Origin of the sequence: Oceanobacillus limi, from assembly GCF_900111445.1 — a bacterium.
Lineage (GTDB): Bacteria > Bacillota > Bacilli > Bacillales > Amphibacillaceae > Ornithinibacillus > Ornithinibacillus limi.
This window is the reverse complement of sequence record NZ_FOHE01000011.1, coordinates 115150-135335: the sequence shown is the minus strand read 5'-3', so window position 1 is coordinate 135335 and position 20186 is coordinate 115150. Positions and strand designations below refer to the sequence as shown.

Annotated in this window: 24 protein-coding genes and 1 riboswitch; of the genes, 21 read left to right on the top strand and 3 right to left on the bottom strand. The window is 35.8% G+C overall.

The window, feature by feature from the left end:
* Window positions 1–143: 143 nt before the first annotated feature.
* Window positions 144–941 carry an NAD kinase gene (locus tag BMX40_RS12905; RefSeq protein ID WP_090870551.1) on the bottom strand — a complete coding sequence of 266 codons (798 nt, stop codon included), beginning with the start codon at window positions 939–941 and terminating at the stop codon, window positions 144–146.
* A gap of 142 nt (window positions 942–1083) precedes the next feature.
* Between BMX40_RS12905 and BMX40_RS12900 the strand changes: the two genes are divergently transcribed.
* From BMX40_RS12900 to BMX40_RS12875, 6 genes are all read left to right on the top strand, one after another.
* Complete coding sequence (locus BMX40_RS12900) at window positions 1084–1680, top strand: DUF2953 domain-containing protein (protein WP_090870549.1); 597 nt, start codon at window positions 1084–1086, stop codon at window positions 1678–1680.
* A 41-nt stretch (window positions 1681–1721) separates the two neighbouring features.
* Window positions 1722–2246 (top strand): GerW family sporulation protein, encoded by a 525-nt coding sequence (gene ytfJ, locus BMX40_RS12895; RefSeq protein ID WP_090870547.1) that lies wholly within the window; start codon window positions 1722–1724, stop codon window positions 2244–2246.
* Window positions 2247–2326: 80 nt separating this feature from the next.
* Window positions 2327–2827, top strand: a complete 501-nt coding sequence (gene tpx, locus BMX40_RS12890) for a thiol peroxidase (protein WP_090870545.1) — start codon at window positions 2327–2329, stop codon at window positions 2825–2827.
* Window positions 2828–2940: 113 nt separating this feature from the next.
* Entirely contained in the window at window positions 2941–3924 is a 984-nt protein-coding gene (locus tag BMX40_RS12885) for a class I SAM-dependent methyltransferase (RefSeq protein WP_090870543.1), read from the top strand.
* Window positions 3925–3946: 22 nt separating this feature from the next.
* Window positions 3947–5128: an acetate kinase gene (locus BMX40_RS12880; RefSeq protein WP_090870541.1), complete on the top strand. Its 1182-nt coding sequence runs from the start codon at window positions 3947–3949 to the stop codon at window positions 5126–5128.
* A 70-nt stretch (window positions 5129–5198) separates the two neighbouring features.
* The gene (locus BMX40_RS12875) at window positions 5199–5708 is read left to right on the top strand and encodes a MogA/MoaB family molybdenum cofactor biosynthesis protein (RefSeq protein ID WP_090870539.1); all 510 of its coding nucleotides are present in this window, start codon (window positions 5199–5201) and stop codon (window positions 5706–5708) included.
* A gap of 25 nt (window positions 5709–5733) precedes the next feature.
* On the opposite strand, the gene BMX40_RS12870 is transcribed toward BMX40_RS12875, so the two are convergent.
* A complete protein-coding gene (locus BMX40_RS12870; RefSeq protein WP_090870537.1) occupies window positions 5734–6168 on the bottom strand; it encodes a universal stress protein in 435 nt (144 codons plus the stop codon).
* 156 nt (window positions 6169–6324) lie between these two features.
* On the opposite strand from BMX40_RS12870, the gene BMX40_RS20325 reads away from it, so the two are divergent.
* The 3 genes from BMX40_RS20325 (at window position 6325) to BMX40_RS12860 (ending at window position 8911) form a co-directional block, all read left to right on the top strand.
* Window positions 6325–6477, top strand: a complete 153-nt coding sequence (locus BMX40_RS20325) for a hypothetical protein (protein ID WP_170840785.1) — start codon at window positions 6325–6327, stop codon at window positions 6475–6477.
* 258 nt (window positions 6478–6735) lie between these two features.
* Window positions 6736–7851 (top strand): alanine dehydrogenase, encoded by a 1116-nt coding sequence (gene ald, locus BMX40_RS12865; protein ID WP_090870535.1) that lies wholly within the window; start codon window positions 6736–6738, stop codon window positions 7849–7851.
* A 379-nt stretch (window positions 7852–8230) separates the two neighbouring features.
* Window positions 8231–8911 carry a metal-dependent hydrolase gene (locus BMX40_RS12860; RefSeq protein ID WP_090870533.1) on the top strand — a complete coding sequence of 227 codons (681 nt, stop codon included), beginning with the start codon at window positions 8231–8233 and terminating at the stop codon, window positions 8909–8911.
* Between the two features lie 28 nt (window positions 8912–8939).
* On the opposite strand, the gene BMX40_RS12855 is transcribed toward BMX40_RS12860, so the two are convergent.
* Window positions 8940–10202: a prepilin-type N-terminal cleavage/methylation domain-containing protein gene (locus BMX40_RS12855; protein WP_090870531.1), complete on the bottom strand. Its 1263-nt coding sequence runs from the start codon at window positions 10200–10202 to the stop codon at window positions 8940–8942.
* 62 nt (window positions 10203–10264) lie between these two features.
* On the opposite strand from BMX40_RS12855, the gene BMX40_RS12850 reads away from it, so the two are divergent.
* From BMX40_RS12850 to BMX40_RS12795, 12 genes are all read left to right on the top strand, one after another.
* The gene (locus tag BMX40_RS12850) at window positions 10265–10696 is read left to right on the top strand and encodes a type II secretion system protein (RefSeq protein WP_090870529.1); all 432 of its coding nucleotides are present in this window, start codon (window positions 10265–10267) and stop codon (window positions 10694–10696) included.
* Window positions 10689–11150 carry a hypothetical protein gene (locus BMX40_RS12845; protein WP_090870527.1) on the top strand — a complete coding sequence of 154 codons (462 nt, stop codon included), beginning with the start codon at window positions 10689–10691 and terminating at the stop codon, window positions 11148–11150. Before BMX40_RS12850 ends, BMX40_RS12845 begins: the two co-directional genes overlap by 8 nt.
* 16 nt (window positions 11151–11166) lie before the next feature.
* Complete coding sequence (locus BMX40_RS12840) at window positions 11167–12792, top strand: GspE/PulE family protein (protein ID WP_090870525.1); 1626 nt, start codon at window positions 11167–11169, stop codon at window positions 12790–12792.
* 11 nt (window positions 12793–12803) lie between these two features.
* The gene (locus BMX40_RS12835; RefSeq protein WP_090870524.1) at window positions 12804–13844 is read left to right on the top strand and encodes a type IV pilus twitching motility protein PilT; all 1041 of its coding nucleotides are present in this window, start codon (window positions 12804–12806) and stop codon (window positions 13842–13844) included.
* 2 nt (window positions 13845–13846) lie between these two features.
* Window positions 13847–15049: a type II secretion system F family protein gene (locus BMX40_RS12830; RefSeq protein WP_090870520.1), complete on the top strand. Its 1203-nt coding sequence runs from the start codon at window positions 13847–13849 to the stop codon at window positions 15047–15049.
* Between the two features lie 86 nt (window positions 15050–15135).
* Window positions 15136–15220: riboswitch (cyclic di-GMP riboswitch) on the top strand.
* Window positions 15221–15260: 40 nt separating this feature from the next.
* The gene (locus tag BMX40_RS12825; protein ID WP_090870518.1) at window positions 15261–15623 is read left to right on the top strand and encodes a prepilin-type N-terminal cleavage/methylation domain-containing protein; all 363 of its coding nucleotides are present in this window, start codon (window positions 15261–15263) and stop codon (window positions 15621–15623) included.
* A 62-nt stretch (window positions 15624–15685) separates the two neighbouring features.
* On the top strand, window positions 15686–16444 hold the full coding sequence (locus BMX40_RS12820) for a prepilin peptidase (protein WP_090870517.1): 759 nt from the start codon (window positions 15686–15688) through the stop codon (window positions 16442–16444).
* A gap of 49 nt (window positions 16445–16493) precedes the next feature.
* A complete protein-coding gene (pilM, locus tag BMX40_RS12815) occupies window positions 16494–17408 on the top strand; it encodes a type IV pilus biogenesis protein PilM (RefSeq protein ID WP_090870515.1) in 915 nt (304 codons plus the stop codon).
* On the top strand, window positions 17409–17951 hold the full coding sequence (locus tag BMX40_RS12810) for a hypothetical protein (RefSeq protein ID WP_090870513.1): 543 nt from the start codon (window positions 17409–17411) through the stop codon (window positions 17949–17951). It abuts the gene before it with no gap.
* Window positions 17944–18462 carry a type 4a pilus biogenesis protein PilO gene (gene pilO, locus BMX40_RS12805; protein WP_170840784.1) on the top strand — a complete coding sequence of 173 codons (519 nt, stop codon included), beginning with the start codon at window positions 17944–17946 and terminating at the stop codon, window positions 18460–18462. The genes BMX40_RS12810 and pilO overlap by 8 nt, the downstream gene beginning before the upstream one ends.
* 116 nt (window positions 18463–18578) lie before the next feature.
* Complete coding sequence (locus tag BMX40_RS12800) at window positions 18579–18803, top strand: hypothetical protein (protein ID WP_090870509.1); 225 nt, start codon at window positions 18579–18581, stop codon at window positions 18801–18803.
* Window positions 18804–18878: 75 nt separating this feature from the next.
* The gene (locus BMX40_RS12795) at window positions 18879–20186 is read left to right on the top strand and encodes a DRTGG domain-containing protein (RefSeq protein ID WP_090870507.1); all 1308 of its coding nucleotides are present in this window, start codon (window positions 18879–18881) and stop codon (window positions 20184–20186) included.

The following is a 20186-nucleotide window of genomic DNA, read 5'->3' as shown; positions in this document are numbered from 1 at the left end:
ATGAAGAATCGACGTTCAGACGGAAGAATCAACGTTCAGACAGAAAAAATCAAAGTTCACCCGGGAAAATCAACATTCAAACAGACGAATTAACCTTCAATGGTACTTCACACAAAAAATAATGTGGGGGAAAACCCCACATTTTACAAGAAGCTTCTCTTAACACGGTCCCAAAAGGAGTTGTTCTTCAATTTTACTGTTTTTATAACACGGTCACTTAACGTAATCGTTATGTTTCGAATGTTTCGAACGGAGTATGCCTCATTATCAAATCCGATGATAGGATAATCGTTTCCATCTTGAATGATATCAAGCTTTAATGATCGATCCTTGCCTAAAACAAAAGAGGATCCAAGTGTTCGGTAACGGTTGTTATTAAGGGAGGCGAGCTCGGTAACTTGGAAACTCGGTATTAATGGGTCGATGACTGCTCCGTTTGTTGATTTATTATAGCCCGTACTACCAGTAGGTGTGGCAACAATTAATCCATCGCCACGAAACGTTTCAAAGTGGTGATTATCAATGAATACTTCCATTGCAATTGTTTTGATGATAGACGACCGAATACTTACTTCATTTAAACAATAGAAGGATGACTCTCCATTAACATTTGCCTCTAAAATAGGAAAACGTCTTACTTCCATTTCTTCATGCTCCATCGAGTGGAGCATTTCGTCAAAGCTATCTAAATTAAAATCACAGTAGAGACCAGACTCATCATCTTTTGTGATACCAACGTATAAACAATCTTCCCGGAAATTTGTTTGTCTTACGGCCTGTAAAAAGGTCCCATCTCCACCGACACTGACGATGATATTTGCATCAATTGCATCGGATACAATTGTAAAATCGTTTTGCTTTGCTAATTCATATAAAGGCTCCAATCGCTTATTTACTTCAAGGTCATATACATAAAAAAAGATATTTTTTCGGTATGCCATTTATATTCCTCCTGTGAAAGTTAACTACCATAATTTTATCATTGCCATCAATGAAATTCTAATTTAGAAAAATTTTTATCATAGAAATGGAAAAATGTAGCATGCTAATAACAAGGGTATATGGAAGATAGGGGTGGGTAGGTTGGTTTGGGTTTTTATTGGTTTTGTGTTATTTTTCCTTGTTGTCATGGTACTGGTTTCCAAGGTTTATATTAATATTAGTTATACATACCAAAAGCATTCACATGATATTCAACTTAATGTACGAATATATCGACTGAACATCTATTCCAAGGAATGGCATATTAAGAAACAGGAAGACATGGATATCTTTGATTTAATAGAAGAAGTAGATATATCTGGCGGAACCGATCGTTTTAAACAAGTATTTAAGGATTCATTTAAAAAAATGAAGATATCCTTGGCTACGATGAAAAGGTTACTAGCAAAGTCGTGGTTCCATCAATTAAATTGGCAAACCACAATTGGGACTGGAAACGCTAGTTCAACAGGGATTGTTATAGGAGGTATTTGGACATTAAAAGGAATGATGATCTCCTATCTAAAAGAGGTTGGGAATATATCCGGAAACCCCAAAATAAAAATTACTCCAAATTTCCAATTGAAACAATTGGAGTCAAAGTTTGATTGCATTGTATCGATAAGAATAGGACAAGCTATATACACGGTTATGAAATCTATTCGGAAAGCTTCACAAAAAAATGAAGTATATTCTTAGTTAACGAATAAACTTGGATAATGATGAGGAGGATCAATAATATGGAAGAACATCCGATACAAGGCCTAATGACTACTGCGATGGAAAATTTAAAAGATATGGTTGAGGTAAATACTATCATTGGGGATGCAATAGAATCTCCAGACGGCAGTGTTATTATTCCTGTTTCGAAGTTAGGTTTTGGTTTTGCAGCAGGTGGAAGTGAGTTTGTTCCTGGAAATTCCCAGAGTGATAGCGGGGACGATAGTGATAGTGGAGGCGGTTCTATGCCTTTTGGAGGGGGAAGTGGTGGTGGAGTTTCTATTACGCCGGTTGCATTCTTAATCGTAAGTCCTAAAGGTATCAAAATGGTTCATTTAGATGAACATACACATATCTATGAAAAAATGATTGATTTTGCACCTAAAGCAGTTGATAAAATCCAACAAATGATAAGTGATTCAAGTCAATCAAAAAAAGATAGCGAAAACAAGAAAAGTAAACCTAAAAAAGGAAGTAAAAAACAAAAATCGGAAAATGATGATAGTGAAGAAGATGATGAAGATACCATGTCATTTGAAATTTAATTCAAGGGTAGTTAGTAGACAATTTCTATCTGAATCTTCATAATGAAAGTGAATCGTTAAATGTGATAGGAGGAATGATCATGGTAGACGTTACATTCAAACAAGATCCAGTCACACTTTTAGGTACAGAAATAAAAGCTGGAGATCAAGCACCTAATTTTACTGTTTTATCTAATGACTTAAAGGAGGTTTCCTTAAGTGATTACGAAGGAAAAATTAAATTAATTAGTGTTGTTCCGTCTTTAGATACTGGAGTTTGTGCCGAGCAAACAAAACGCTTTAATGAAGAAGCCAGCAAATTAGACAATGTCCAAGTATTGACGGTAAGTATGGATTTACCTTTCGCCCAAAAGAGATGGACAACTGTGAATGAAGTTACGGATTTAGTCACATTATCAGACCATCGGGATGCTAATTTTGGGGAAAAGTATGGTGTATTAATTAAGGAATTACGCTTACTTGCTCGATCCATATTTGTAGTTGGTTCTGATAATAAAGTTTCTTATGTCGAATATGTAAAAGAAGTTTCTAATCATCCAGATTATGATAAAGCATTAGAAGCTGCCAAAAATACGAAGTAAGTGCTTACATGATAAAAATGCTCTCTCGACCGGTTTCGAGAGAGTTTTTTATGTGCAGAAGTACTGGCAATTTGGTACAATGGTTACGCTCTAGAATGAACGGAGGATTAGATATGGAAAAATCAAATGTCGAAACACTCTTTGAATGGATGGATAAAACAACGAATGATATTATGCAGCATGAAAACGAACCATACTTAGACAGTTTAGCCATTACATTAGAATCGTTATTTTACCAAAATGTGGAAGATTCCATGGATGATATTTTAACACATAAAATTCAACAAGCATTAAAAGAAATTGACATTAGTGGCTATCGTCCAGATGAGATTCGCAAAGCCATTCAGTTTTCAGTTCTAAAGGGGATGAATAATACAACACAACAGCAGCATATGATTACGCCAGAATCTGTTGCACTGATTGTTGGCTACCTTGCAGAAAAGTTAACTGCTGGTAAAGAAAAGGTCCAACTATTTGATCCAGCTAGTGGAACAGCCAATTTGTTAACAACTGTAATGGGACATCTTGGAGATAAGGTAGATGCATTTGCGAGTGAGATTGATCCGACCTTAATTAAATTAGGATTAATAAGTGCTAATTTGCAAAAGATGGAAGTAGAATTTTTCCATCAGGATAGTTTACGTCCATTTCTAATTGACCCATTAGATTTGATTGTTTCTGACTTACCTGTAGGTTATTATCCTGACGATATTCGAGCAAATGAATTTGAATTGAAGGCAGACGAAGGGCATTCTTATGCACATCATTTATTTATTGAACAAAGCTTGAACTATACAGCAGAAGGTGGACATTTAATATTTGTGATCCCAAACTTCCTTTTTGATAGCGATCAGTCCGATAAACTAAATAAATATCTACATAACGTGGCACATGTTGTCGGTGTACTTCAATTACCAGAGTCTGCTTTTAAATCAGAGAAAAATGTAAAAAGCATATTAATTTTGCAGAAGAAAGGGGAAAATACTACTGCTCCAAAGCAGCCGTTATTAGTAAAGTTACCTTCGTTAAAAAATACGAAGGCTATGGAAGACATTTTAGGCCAAATGAATAGTTGGTTCGCATCATACAAAAGTTAAAGACAACTAGGAGTGAAACAAAATGAGTAATGTATTATCAATCAATGCTGGAAGCTCATCCTTGAAATTTCAGCTTATCCAAATGCCGGAGGAAAATGTTTTAGCAATAGGTCTTGTTGAAAGAATCGGATTAAATGATTCGGTTTTTACCATTGAGGCGAATGATAATAAGGACAAACAAACATCTGATATCCCAGATCATGAAGTTGCTGTAAAACAACTATTAGATAAATTAATTGCCTCAGGTGTCATTTCTTCGTTTGATGAAATAGACGCGGTTGGACATCGTGTTGTTCATGGTGGCGAGAAATTCAATGATTCTGTGAAAATTACAGATGAAGTTATCCGTGAAATTGAAGAAATATCTGACTTAGCGCCATTACACAATCCAGCTAACTTAACAGGTATTCGTGCGTTTCGCGAGGTTTTACCAAATGTTCCAATGGTTGCTGTTTTTGATACAGCATTTCATCAAACTATGCCTGAAAAATCTTATTTATACAGCTTGCCATATGAGTATTATGAAAAGTATGGTATTCGTAAGTATGGTTTTCATGGTACAAGTCATAAGTACGTATCTCAACGTGCTTCGGATTTATTAGGTGTTCCACTAGAACAGCTGCGTTTACTATCGTGTCATTTAGGGAATGGGGCAAGTATAACTGCAATTGAAGGTGGAAAATCCATTGATACATCCATGGGGTTCACTCCGTTAGCTGGAGTAACAATGGGGACACGTTCCGGTAACATTGACCCAGCACTTATCCCTTATATCATGGAAAAAACGGGACAATCCGCAGAAGAAGTGATTAACATCTTAAATAAAAAGAGTGGAATGTTAGCATTATCTGGATTCTCTAGTGATCTACGCGATATTGAACAGAAGGCAGACGAAGATGAACGAGCGGAGCTTGCGTTGGACGTGTTTGCTGGACGTATCCATAAATATATAGGATCATATGCAGCAAGAATGTCTGGTGTAGACGCCATTATTTTCACAGCAGGTGTTGGTGAAAATAGTGCAACGATCCGTGCTAAAGTATTGAAAGGATTAGAGTTTATGGGAGTTTATTGGGATCCAACATTAAACAATACACGTGGAAAAGAAGCATTTATTAGTTATCCACATTCTCCAGTTAAGGTAATCGTTATTCCGACTAACGAAGAAGTAATGATTGCAAGAGATACGATCAGACTTTCATAATGAAAACACCAAGGCTTTGCTATAAGATAATGGCAAAGCCTTTTTTAGGTCAAGTAAGGGAGGGGTTTCAATGTCTGTACAGGATCATAAAAAGAATAAACTAAATGTTCACTGTATGATACTTACGATAAGTGATACAAGAAATGTGAAAACAGATAAAAGTGGTGCATTAATGAAAGAGCTTTTAGAAAATGAGGGGCATATCGTTACCATTCATGAAATTGTAGCCGATGAACAAAAGGCAATTGAAAAACAGATTGAAGCAGGCTGTAAAAATCCTAAGGTCGATGTTATCTTAACAAATGGTGGTACTGGTATTGCTACCCGGGACGTTACCATTGAAACGGTTAAGCCAATGTTAGATAAAGAGATGACCGGTTTTGGAGAAATTTTTCGCTTGTTAAGCTACCAGGAAGATATAGGATCCGCTGCAATCTTGTCTCGTGCAATTGCAGGTGTTCGAAAATCGACAGCTATTTTTTCAACTCCGGGCTCTTCTGGAGCGGTTCGATTAGCGATGGAAAGATTAATAATCCCTGAATTAACTCATGTTGTCCATGAATTAAGAAAAGATAGCTAAAAGAAATCGGTATAACCCGATTTCTTTAACGTACTACTAATACATCACATGTAGCATATCTAGTAATGCTTTCGGAGACGCTTCCAATTAGAAATCGTTCTACAGCATTCATACCAGTTGCTCCACAAATGATTAAATCAGCATGAACGGAGTTTGCTATATCTTTTGCAATTTTTACTTTGGGAGATCCATATTCAATACAACGTACAATGTCGGTAATACCAACTTCTTTGGCATTCTCAACATAGCTGTTAATGAGTTCTTTTGCGTATTCTTCTGCTCTTTCTCCAAGCGTTCGATCATAGGCTTCAGCTGTGGCGAATGTTCTAGAATCTACAACATGCGCTAAGATGAGGCGAGCGTGATTTCTTTTCACAAAAGTTAAAGCCTTTTTAAACGCTTTCTCTGAAGTTTTCGAACCGTCAACTGCTACAACAATATTTTTATACTCAAATTCCATATTGTTCTCCCCCTTCTGACCAGTTCATCTTACATATTCATTATACTATAAAGCGCTTACATTTGGTAAAAGAAAACATGACAATAATATGGATTCTTGCACAAACTAATAAGGAAACTCTAAGATTTGGGTTTCAATTTGTTGGAGGTGAACAATTTGGCTAAAAAGAATAGCAAAAAAGTCGTAGAGGATAGAAAAGGTGTAGCAGCTGTTCAAAACCAGTTGTTTGAAAGCTATCAAAGTGGCGTCGTGGAGGATCAAAAACACAATAATATTGGTGTATGGCATTTCAATAATCAAAAGAACTAAGAATGATCCGGAACAATCCACTCTGTCATGGGTGGATTGTTTTTTCGTACATAGTACCACGAAGGCATTTGTAAGCCCTTAGCGAGGGATAAATTTTCTCATATATAATGTACAAATTTTTTAGTATTATCTGATTTAAAATTACGCGCTTGCGATTTTATGATTTATCGAATATATTAAAGAGGAAGATGCAATTTTTGGCATACTTTGGTACAATGTAAGTGCTTACATTATTACTTTAGTGGGAAGGATGAAATCATGTATATAGGGATCCCAAGAGAAATAAAAAATAACGAAAATAGAGTAGCAATTACTCCTGCTGGGGTTTTATCATTAATATCTGATGGGCATGTCGTGGTTGTGGAGGATGGTGCTGGGTTAGGCTCTGGTTTTACAAATGAACAGTACCTTGAAGCAGGAGCGACAATTGTAGAAACGGCAAAGGAAGCTTGGTCACAAGAGATGGTAATGAAGGTTAAAGAACCATTACCTGAGGAATATGATTATTTTTATGAAGGTTTAATTTTATTTACATATTTACATTTAGCAGCAGAACCTGGTTTAACAAAAGCGTTAATTGATAAAAAAGTCATTGGTATTGCTTATGAAACGGTTCAATTAAATAATGGTGGATTACCACTTCTCACACCGATGAGTGAAGTTGCTGGAAGAATGGCTTCTCAAATTGGTGCACAATTTCTTGAGAAATCAAAAGGTGGAAAAGGTGTTTTATTAAGTGGGATTCCTGGAGTAAAACGTTCCAAAGTTACCGTAATTGGTGGTGGTGTCGTTGGTATGAACGCTGCTAAAATTGCGCTTGGACTAGGTGCAAATGTTACTATTATTGACTTAAACCCAGAGCGCTTACGTGAATTAGAAGATATATTCGGTACAAATATCAACACAATTATGTCAAACCCAATGAATATTGCGGATTCAATAGCGGATTCTGACTTAGTTATTGGAGCTGTATTAATTCCAGGAGCAAGAGCACCGAAATTGGTTACGGAAGAAATGGTACAGGCTATGCCAGAAGGTTCCGTAATTGTGGATGTGGCAATTGACCAAGGGGGTATATTTGAGACAGTTGACCGCATAACTACTCATGATAACCCGACTTATACAAAACATGGTGTTGTACACTATTCTGTAGCGAATATGCCAGGAGCAGTGCCACGTACTTCGACGATTGGCTTAACGAACGTTACAGTTCCATATGCTTTACAAATTGCTAACAAAGGGTATAAGCAAGCGTGTTTAGATAATGCTGCTCTTCTTAAAGGAATTAATACAATTGAAGGATATGTAACGTATCAAGCAGTCGCAGAAGCACACGGTCTTGAATATGACAATGTGATGGGACATTTGGAATAACTTTAGAGCGACTTCTCATGGATAATGGGAAGTCTTTTTTATATTATAACCCATGAAAAAACAGTGTGTTCTTCATTCGCTGTTTTTTTGGATAGGGGCAGTAATGATATAGGAATATAAGTAGATGTATGTTTCTAAATAATTTTAGAAAGGCTAGAAATGTCTTCCAAAAAATTTTCAGTAATCATTCTAGTGGTATTTAAGGTTTTACCTGGTAGTTGAAATGGGGGATCAACTGAAAATCAAATATCCGGTTCGTTCATTTAACAATCAGTGGGAGATAAAAAACGACTGATTGAAGATCCATTTTATTTTTAAAAGGATTCTGCGCTTTTTTATCGAATAGAGATAGTAACACTGTTAAAAAGGAGAGATTTTTGTGAAGGTATCCTATCATGGACACTCCGTGGTACAAGTGAAAACAAAGGAACATTCTATTTTGATCGATCCATTTATCTCTGGGAATGATGGATGTGATTTGGATCCCAATACTGTCGAGGCTGATTTCATTTTATTAACACATGGCCATAATGATCATGTTGGAGATACGGTTGAGATCGCAAAACGAACAGGTGCATTAGTGGTAGCTCCAAATGAGTTAGCGGTGTACCTTGGACAAAAAGGTATTGAAACACATCCAATGCATATTGGAGGAGCAAGAAATTTTGACTTTGGACACGTAAAGTTCACCCAAGCTTTCCACGGCTCTTCTTATACAGAGGAAGATGGATCTATTATTTACACCGGTATGCCTGGTGGAATCTTACTAACAATTGAAGGTAAGACCATTTATCACTTAGGTGATACGGCATTGTTTACTGATTTAAAAATGTATGGAGAGATGAATGACATCGATCTTGCATTCGTTCCAATTGGAGATAACTTCACGATGGGACCAGATGATGCATTAGTTGCTTCAGATTGGATCAAAGCGAAAATGGTGGTGCCTGTACATTACAATACGTTCCCGGTAATTGAACAAGATCCACAGGAATTTGCACAAAGCGTGAAGACAGGTGAAGGGCGTGTGATGAATGTTGGTGATGAGTTGGAGTTGTAAAAGTGAGCTATAAAAGCTCACTTTTACTTTAATTAATGATATAAATATTATATCCAGCTGGTGAATAACATGCATTTGCATCTTCATTTATTTTCAGATTTGAAAATAAGTCTCTATCAAAGGTTGCGGTTCCTTTAACACAAATGGCTCCAGCTCCCCATTCCGGTGTTAAATCACCTCTTACGTGCAAATCGCCGTTGATTGTAATTCTAGAGTTTTCTTGAAAGTGCAAGGATTTATAGAAATCAGCGTTTCCTTTAATGGTCAGATTACTATTTCCCATTAATGTGACATTATCTTCAAAGGTAGCGTTTTTATCAATATTTATATTGGAGTTTTCTTGAAAAATAGTATTATTTAGGCTGAAGAAATGTCCTCCAATTAACATTTTACTGTTACTTTGTACGGTTAAAGGTCCGTCCACTCTGAATCCACCTTGTGTATTTAGTTGAGAGTTGGACTGTAAAGTAAATTTATCCAAAATTAATAAATTATTAACCGTCATTTTACTATTAGATTTTAAAGTTGATTGTCCTTCCAAACGTGCATTATTCTCAATCGTTAATTCTGAGTTTGATTCTAAATTGAATATATTATCAGCGAAGAAGTTAATACCACTTGTAAAATGTATAGTACTATGGAAAGAAATGTTGTTTTTAAACCATGCACTACCATCGACAACTGTTGGGTTATTACACGAATTCCAGGGACCAATTTGATGTTGTGTAAAACTTGTATACCCAATAAAATTGCAATTTTCTTGGGTGTCTCCAGGGGAATAACCAGACTTGTCATTTGTAATCGATTCGAAGTCATCCTTACTATCAAAATCTTCGTTATTGTTTAAATTTATATTCATTGTTAATTCTTCCATTTTGTTAAAAACCGTTTCGACAGTTAGCTCTTGTCCTAAATTATTTCTAGTAACAATTCGGATTGGAAGATTTTTTTGATTCTTTATCCCCTCAATGCAATTATCAATGATATTTAACTCCTGATTTTTATTAATAACAACTTTTATAACAGAAATATCCTCATAACCACTAAAACAAAGGTTGAATGTGTCGCTTGAAAGGTTGTCGATCCTGTTTAAATAGTTCTCTCTGAGTTCGTTAATAAGCACATTGGTTTTTTGATTAATGGAAACCTGACTACTTGAGGACCCCTCTCCCTTCATGATTTGAGAAAGAAGAGAGCCTGATAGAATGATAACTATTGAAAGTAAACTAAGTGCAGCAAGTAATTCTATCAAAGTTATTCCTTTTTCATTTTTAAATTGTCGAATTATCATGTTTTTTCACGTCCAGTATAATGATATAATAGGAAGAAAGTCACGTTCGTGGAGTGAACTCTATGTTAATAAAAAAATGGATTGTTAATCGCGATGGCTTTACTCTTATTGAGATTATAGCATCTATTGCACTATTAAGCATGGTAATTGCAATATTTTTACCTATTTTTCCACAAATAATAAATTGGACAAATCAATCAGAAGGACAATTGAAATCAGGCAACTTGATGGATCAAGTCATTTTTGATTTAGAAAACCATTCAAACATACACACCAACTTTAATACTTCCTGTCCAGCCATGAGTGATCCATTTGATGTTCGAAACATAAGTAACGAATTTATATACTTAGAAGGTTATTATCCAGTTATCCGTGGATGTAAGGAAGAAGAGTTAGACTTGTATCGGACACAAATACAGATTCATCAAACAGATGACCCAGGAAGGATTTTCAGCGATACATATATTTATTTAGAAGGTGAACTCGATGAGTAAACTTCAAAATGAGCATGGTGCTGCACTAGTATTAACACTTTCTCTCATAACTTTATTGCTATTATTTATAATGACTTTGTTCTATCAAGTTTCAAATACAACAAAGCAGATTGTAATTATGGAGGATAACATGGATGCAACGAATATTGCTGAAATGGGGATAGACTATTACCAATATCACTTCGAAGAAAACCGAGATCTCTTTCAACAAGTAGTAGATGAAGGGAGTATTCAAGATTTAATTTCGGAAATTAATACGCTTAACGATACACTAAGTGGGGTAAAAGTAATTGAAGATGGGAATAGGTATTTTGAATTAGTACTTCCTACATTGCATTACACAAGTACGGATGATCTAGAGGAGATAGTTATTGAATTTGACAGTATTGGAACTGCTCGTGGGAAAGAAGTTGTAGAAAACAGCAGCGTAACAATTGCGTTAACGCAAAACTAGAAAGTGAGGCGAAGATATGGCGCAGCGTAAACGCCTAGGAGACCTATTAAAGGATGCGGGTCTGGTTACAGAAGACCAAATCCAGGAAGCGTTAGAGGACAAAAAGCCAGATCAAAAGCTTGGAGATGTAATGCTCAAGCGTGGATATATAACAGAACAACAATTAATAGAAGTGTTAGAATTTCAGTTAGGCATACCGCATGTTTCTCTTTATCAGTATCCAATTGATGAACACGTACTAGGATTTGTACCTCAGGAAATGGCGCAACAGAATTATATCATTCCTTTAAAGGTTGAGGACAATGCTCTACTAGTGGCAATGAAAGATCCGATGGACTACTATGTCATTGATGATTTGGAATTGGCTACAGGGTTTAATATTAAACCCGTCATTGCTACAAAGGATGATATTCTTTTTGCTATAAACAAATATTATTATAATCAGAACTCAGAGTCCATGATCGAAAACACATCTGAAGATGATGAAGAGGCAATTATACGGCTATTAGATCAAATTTTAACTACAGGTGTCCAACTGAAAGCTAGTGATATACACATTGATCCACATGAAGCAGATGTACACATTCGCTATCGTATTGATGGAAGACTACATACTGAAAAGACTGTTCAAAAGTTCTTACAAAATTCACTCATCGCTCGGATAAAAATATTGGCCAACTTAAATATTACGCAAACCCGATTACCTCAGGATGGTCGAATTAAAACGAGTGTTGGTGTCACACCAGTAGACTTGCGTATTTCATCTCTTCCAACGGTTCATGGTGAAAAAATAGTGATTCGAATATTGGATTTAAATAATGCATTAATGAATTTGAGCGAATTAAATTTTTCAGCAGAAAATTATAAAAAATACCTAAAACTAATCAAGCAGCCATCTGGTTTAGTTCTGCTAACAGGTCCAACTGGTTCAGGTAAAACATCAACATTATATGGAGCTCTTAATTATTTAAATAAAGAAAATGTCAACATTGTTACGATTGAAGATCCGGTTGAGTATCAAATGGAAGGAATTAACCAGGTACAAGTAAACAGCGCAGTTGGCTTAACTTTTGCGGATGGGTTACGTTCCATTCTACGTCAAGATCCAAATATTATTATGGTTGGGGAGATCCGGGACCAAGAAACAGCTGAAATTGCAGTTCGTGCTTCGTTGACCGGCCATTTAGTTTTTAGTACATTGCACACAAATAGCGCATTAGATACAGTGCCTCGGTTAATTGATATGGGAATTGAACCGTATCTTGTTGTGTCATCTTTGACAGGTGTGGTTGCACAACGGTTGGTAAGAAGAATTTGTCGGGATTGTATAGCAGATCGTAAACCAACCGAAATGGAAAAAGAAATATATGCTAAAAATGGAATGGAAGTAGATCGCGTTTATTTTGGAGAGGGATGCAGCACCTGCCATCATAATGGATATAGGGGAAGAATTGCCATCCATGAGGTTCTTGTAATTGATGATAGAATGCGTAGTATGTTACTGAATAATAAATCGATATCTGAATTGCGAGCTTATGCTAAAGAGCAAGGGATGGAATTTCTCATTCAGGATGGACTGCAGAAAATGAAAGATGGGTTAACGACTATGGAGGAAATTATGCAAGTATCCATTAGCGTCTAGGAGGATTAGATATGAAAGAGCAATTTGAGATGTGGTTAGTCGAAGCAATCAATCAAAAAGCATCTGATGTACACTTAACTGTTGGAAAAGCTCCTATTTATCGTGTGAATGGAAGATTAACAGAACAAAATATGAAAAAATTAGAACAAAAAGATACGGAACAAATTGTCCAGTCCATACTCTCAAAAGAAAAATTGGAGCAACTAGTGATTAATCGCGAACTAGACTTCTCTTATGGAATTCGTGACTTATCTAGATTTCGTATTAATGCATTTTATCAACGTGGAGATGTATCATTGGCAATTCGAATCGTACCCTCCCAGATTCCATCAATCGAGGAGTTACATCTACCGTCTATTGTTAAAGGGATAATTAATTACGAGCAGGGACTAGTTTTAGTTACCGGTCCAACGGGTAGTGGTAAAAGTACAACACTCGCTTCTATGATTAACTACATGAATCGAACAATGAAAAAGCATATTATTACACTTGAAGATCCAATTGAGTATATGCACGCTCATGATCAATCCGTAATTGATCAACGAGAAGTGGGTTTTGATACAAATAGTTTTGCCGGAGGTTTACGTGCTAGTTTAAGACAAGATCCTGATGTCATTCTAGTTGGGGAGATGCGAGATTTAGAAACGATATCAACCGCAATTACAGCTGCTGAGACAGGGCATTTGGTATTCGCAACACTTCACACAACTGGTGCAGTTTCGACGATCGAACGAATTATCGATGTATTCCCAGCCGAACAACAGACGCAAATCCGGATACAATTATCAAGCATTCTAAAAGCGGTTATCTCCCAACGCTTATTGATAACAAGTGATAATCAAGGAAGAAGAGTGGCAACGGAAGTATTAGTAAACACATCTGCAGTTAAAAATTTGATTCGAAACGAAAAACTTCATCAAGTGCAAAATGTTTTACAAACATCCAAAGATCAAGGTATGCATACGTTGGAAATGGATATTAAACGTTTGCTTCAAGAGGATCAAATTTCTTATGAATCGGCTTCTCCTTTTATTCACGAAGGGAGTAATTAAACATGAATTTCCAATATAGTGGAAAAAATTCCTCTGGAGAAAAAGTAAAAGGGAAGATTGATGCAAATACAAAAAAGGAAGCACTATTGGCTTTAGAAAAAAATGGACTTGTTATATTAGAAATTGAAGAAACAAAGCTATGGAACAAGGATCTTACCATTACGAAAAAGGTAAATCATAAGGATTTTGTACTATTTTTAAGGCAATATGCAACATTAATACATGCAGGCATTTCTATTTCAGAAGCTACAAAAACAATGATTGAACAAACGGAAAGTAAACCGTTAAAAAATGCCTTAGCGGATATTGATCAACAGCTAGATCAAGGACAAGCACTTTCTAAATCGGCCGAACGGCATCCGAAAATTTTTCCACCTTTATTAATTAATATGATTCGTGCGGGTGAAGCTAGTGGTAAGTTAGATGAAATTCTAAACCAAATGGCTGATTATTTTGAGAAGCAATACCAAAATAGACAAAAAGTCGTATCTGCGTTAATTTACCCTAGTGTAGTAGGTGTGATTACACTATTATTAAGCATTTTCCTATTGGTTTTTGTTGTTCCACAGTTTATTACTATGTTTAATTCATTTGGTGAAGATATTCCTGCATTTACCCTTTTTATTTTACATTTAAGTGAGATCGTCGGTACTTACTGGTGGATTATTCTAATGTTAATTTTAGTAGCCATCATACTTTATAAATATTTGCATGAGAAGTATGATCAGTTCGCATATCGAATGGATATTGTAAAAATGAAGTTTCCTTTTTTAGGTATATTGGTTCATAAAGGTGCATTAGTACGAATGACCCAAACGTTAAGCACGTTAGTAAATAGTGCTGTTCCCATTTTAGAATCAGTCGAGATTACCGAAAAAGTTGTAGGCAACAGGGTAATAAAATCTACATTAGAGCAATCGCGTAAATCCCTTGAAGTTGGTCAATCTATTACCAAGCCGATGATAGGACACTGGGCATTTCCGACATTGGTTACACAAATGATTCAAATTGGGGAAAAAACAGGAACACTTGACCAAATGCTACAAAAGGTCTCTGATTTCTATGAGGAGGAAGTTGATCAGTTATCGAACCGAATTAAAACACTGATTGAACCACTCATGATTATTGTGTTAACCGTTATGGTAGGAAGTATTATAGCTGCTGTTGTCATACCAATGTTTTCTTTATTTGAAAATCTCCAGTGATTATGTATTATTTTGTAGGACGTATGTAATCTCTTCTTGAAAATGTTGTGGATATTTGTCTACTCATACATTATAATATAACTAGGACAATTGTATGATATGATGACTGACTATCTCTATTTTTGGGCACTTGGATAGTCGTGAGTAAGTAGTGCAACCGACAACGAATGTCTTAACATAAATAAAATCTTAATGATAAGGTGGGAATTATATGTTAAAACAAGTTTGGAAGAAGTGGAAGAAAGAAAAAGGTTTTACCTTAGTTGAACTATTAGCAGTTATTGCTATTTTAGGGATAATTTTGGCGATTGCTGTACCTGCTATTGGGAATGTAATTGATGATTCAAAGGAAGATGCTTATAATGCAAATATTGAATTAATCCTAAATGCTGCTAGGCTCGCTGATGTTAGTGGTGATTTTACTGATGATATGACTCCGGAAGCTCTTCATAATGCTGGGTATTTACAAAATATTCCAAAAAACCCTTATGATGAGACGGAATTTAAAGGAACAGTATCAAAGTCAAGTGGTACATTTAGTTATAATGCAGCAAGTGGAGAATCAACTCCATAGATAAAATCACCCTTACCTATGTGAGGGTGATTTATTAAATATTGTATATTGGGGACTTAAATATGTATATATTAATTTCTACATTATTTTTCCTTTTCGGCCTAATTTTTGGCTCCTTCTACAATGTTGTCGGACTCCGCGTGCCAAAAAACGAACCTTTCACCAATGACCGCTCCATTTGTCCGCATTGTAAACAAACGCTTTCATGGTATGAACTTATCCCGGTTTTATCATACATATTTCAAGGTGGAAAATGCCGAAATTGTAAAACAAAAATTTCTATGATGTATCCAATCATAGAGCTTTCAACTGGAATTTTGTTTTCACTAAGTTACGTAAAGTATGGATTTACGATGGAATTGATAACGTCACTATTACTAGTGTCCATGTTAATGATTATAGTAGTATCAGATATTAAGTACATGTTAATACCAAATAAAGTATTATTGTTTTTCCTGCCATTATTTGTGATTCTACGTATTATTACACCACTGGACCCTTGGTGGTCATCTTTAACTGGTGCTATAAGTGGTTTGGGTATTATTGCTATCATAATCCTAATCAGCCGTGGTGGGATGGGCGCTGGCGATATGAAACTATTTGCAGTGCTAGGTATCGTACTTGGATTTAAAAACGTACTTTTAACCTTCTTTTTATCATGCATCATTGGATCAGTATTCGGTGTGGTATTAATTCTTATTAAATTTATTAAACGTAACCAACCAGTGCCATTTGGTCCATATATAGTGTTAGCGACATTATTAACTTATTTTTATGGCGAAAAATTAATTGATTGGTATATCAATTTCTTTCAATTATAAACTTTTTTCATAGTCCTTTAACTAAAATTATGTAGGTAGGTGATAGCAGGTGGGGTTATTTAGTAAGGGTAGAATTAATATTGTTATCACAAATCGCTTCTTGCGTTATACATATCCTAAAAAAAATAAAAAGGGAACGTTAGCTTTTGGGGAGGAGAAATTGCCAGAAGGAGTTATTAAGGATGGGAAAATAGATAAGGATGTTGCCTTTTCAAAAATCATTAATAAGCTAGTCAAAAAACATAAATGGAAAGGTAAAAATCTTTATTTTTGTATTCCAGATGATACGGTTGTAATCAGGCAAATGCAAATTTCTGCAGCATTATCTAAAGAAGAAGCGAATGCATATGTAAGGAATCAAATCGGTGTAAGTATTCATTTGCCATTTGCTGATCCTTCAATTGCGATCGAATTTTTATCAAAAGAGCAGGAAAACCAAAATATTCTTCTCTTTGCTTATCCGAAAGAAAAAATTACTGCATTTCAAGCCGTTTTCAAGGAGGCTGGACTGAAATCAGTAGCGGTTGACTTAACATCGCTATCTGTATACCGTTACTACTATCAACAACGTGATAAGGAAAAAGAGAATGTGTTGCATATACATTGGAATCAAGATGCACTGGAACTGACTGCATATCGTGATCATAAAGCGATTTTTATACGTTACATGAAAATAGAAGCCTTAGACGAGGTGGATAGTGAACAGGCGAAACAAGTTATTACTGAATATACGAGGGAGATTACTCGGATTATCGATTTCTATCAATATTCGATTACAAAAGGGGAAGCAAATATTAACTTACTTTTACTTACGGGAGATTTTCCCTTTTTAAAACTTGTTAGGGAAGAATTGAAAAACGTTACTACTATTCCGTTACACAATATCAGAGAAGAATTACCAATAAAGTTTGTTGATGCACTTGGACTAGCTTTGAAACCGGAAGTTCGTAAAGGGGAGCAATAAATGAATACAGAAATAAACCTTTTAGAACAACAACCAAAAAAGAATTATGCTCCCTTCGTTATGGGTGTGGGTTTCCTGCTACTACTAGCAGCTGTTTCGGTGATCTTATATATTCAAAAGGGGGAATTAGAGAAACAAATTGTTGCTCAAGAGAATAAATTAATCCAATTTGAAAATTTACTAAGAGATTATAATCAGGAGACAGCTACGGAACAAGAATTATTGGAACTACAGGATAGAGTAAATGCAATTCAGAATAAAACTATTCCAAATGTTGCGTTATATAAGGATACATTGAATTCCTTGGAGACAACTGCTCAATTATCCAGTTTTACGTTTTCTGACGAAGGTCATTTTCTGTTAGAAGCAAATTTTGGAAAGGTAGATGCTATTGCAGAGTATGTCAGCCAATTATTGAATAAACCATATGTTCTAGATGCGCAGATTTCTAATATAAACAACATGGGAGAGCAGTACCAAGCAACCTTATCGGTTACGATAAATGGTGATGTTTTACGAGAGGAGCTTGGTGATAATGGCTAAACGGAAAAGAATTAATACTGTTATTTGGCTAGGATTAATTGTGTCAGCCTTGGTTTTTTATGGGATTTGTTTCATAACGGTAATCCATCCATTAGAAGACCAACTTCATTCCACTGAGCAACAAGTAACCATGTTTGAAACGCGTTATGATGCACTTGTCAGCCAAACAGAAGATATAGATGAGGATCTTTCCTATGTTGCTTTACAGATCCCAAATAGAAAATCTCCCGACAATGTTTTATCAACGTTTCATACGGCTGCATCTAATGCTAATGTAGTTATTGAATCCATCTCATCGATTGGGGAAGTAATGGAGGAAGAGTCGGCGCAGGTTCGTAATACAAGTTATTCCATAGAGGTTTCAGGAGATAAATTAATTAACGTTAATTTGTTTTTAGGTTCCTTGTTAGAGAGTGAACGACTTATAACGATAGACTCGATCTCTGTTAACCAACGAGAAGATTCCGTTTCCCTTTCTCTGACAGTAACCACTTATTTCTCAGAAAGATAGCAGAATGGCAAAGGAATTGTCATTCTGCTTTCCTGTTTATATTACTTGGTACAAGGTTCTGATTGAGTCTCTTATGTCATAAATATGTATTAAGTAAGAAAGGGGGAGGAATTACCATGAGACACTATGCAATACTACGACTATTATTAGCAGGCTTTTTTCTATATTTTGCTTGGCCACTTATCCCAGAAGCATCTTCACAGATGGAGGCTATATTTTGGGGATCATGGCTTGTCTTTTTCCTATTAGTAGTTGGGGCAAATTTTGCAACACTACTCCAAATGACAGCACCACCTGCAATGGAACAGGAACAATACCGACAGCGTCAACGCCAATATTAATTGAGGTTCTGAGGAATCAACTGTATAATAATAGTAAATAATTGGACTAGTACAGTTGAAAGTCGGTGACCAAACATGGCAACAAAACATGAACAAATTATCCAACATATTATCTCATTAGACATTGGTAACAAAATATCCGTTCGTCAAATAGCAAAGCATTTAAATGTTAGTGAAGGGACTGCATACCGGGCAATAAAAGAAGCAGAAAACCAGGGAATCGTTAGTACAATCGAACGAGTGGGAACGATCCGAATTGAACGAAAGAAAAAAGAACATTTTGAACGCTTAACCTTTGCAGAAGTAATTAATATTATTGATGGACAAGTACTAGGTGGGCGGGAAGGACTGCATAAAACACTTAATAAGTTTGTTATTGGTGCCATGCAATTGGATGCAATGATGCGTTATACAGAAGCAGATTCCCTACTTATTGTAGGTAACCGTGTAAAAGCGCATGAGTTGGCTTTAAATGAAGGGGCTGCAGTCCTGATTACAGGTGGATTTGATACGGAGGATTATATTAAGAAGTTAGCAGATGAAAAAAAACTTCCCATTATCTCCACGAGCTATGACACCTTTACGGTAGCAGCGATGATCAACCGGGCAATTTATGATCAGCTAATTAAAAAGGAAATTGTATTCGTAGGCGATATTTTTACTCCATCCGATGAAGCTTTTTCATTGACTGCAAAGGATACGGTGAAACGTTGGTATGAATTAAATGAACAGTCGAAGCATACACGCTTTCCTGTATTAGATGACAAACAGCGTGTGATTGGAATTGTCACATCAAAGGATATTATTGGAAGAGAGAGTGACTTATTAATCGAAAAAGTTATGACGAAAAATCCAATTGTTGTTCAATCAAAAACTTCACTAGCCTATGTGGCACACATGATGGTTTGGGAAGGTATTGAAGTTGTTCCAGTCGTTGATCAATCTTCCGTTCTGCAGGGAGTTGTTTCGCGACAGGATGTAATCAAAGCATTACAGCAAATTCAACGTCAACCACAAATAGGAGAGACGATCGATGATATTGTTTCTAGCAATATGATCGAACTGGAGGATGAAGCACCTACCTACCAAGCCAAGGTTATTCCGCAGATGACCAATCAATTAGGAACCTTATCAAACGGAGTATTTACTTCCTTAGTATCTGAAGCTAGTAGTCGAATGCTTGCTCATGTTAAAAAAGGGGAGCTCGTAGTTGAGAATTTAACGGTTTACTTTATCAAACCGGTTCCTATTGATAGTTATGTAATACTGAAGCCAAAGCTTCTTGAAGCAGGAAGAATGTATGCCAAAATAGATGTGGAAGTATTTAATGGACGTAAAATTGTTGGGAAAGCATTATTAATGGCACAGATTATGGATCGATAA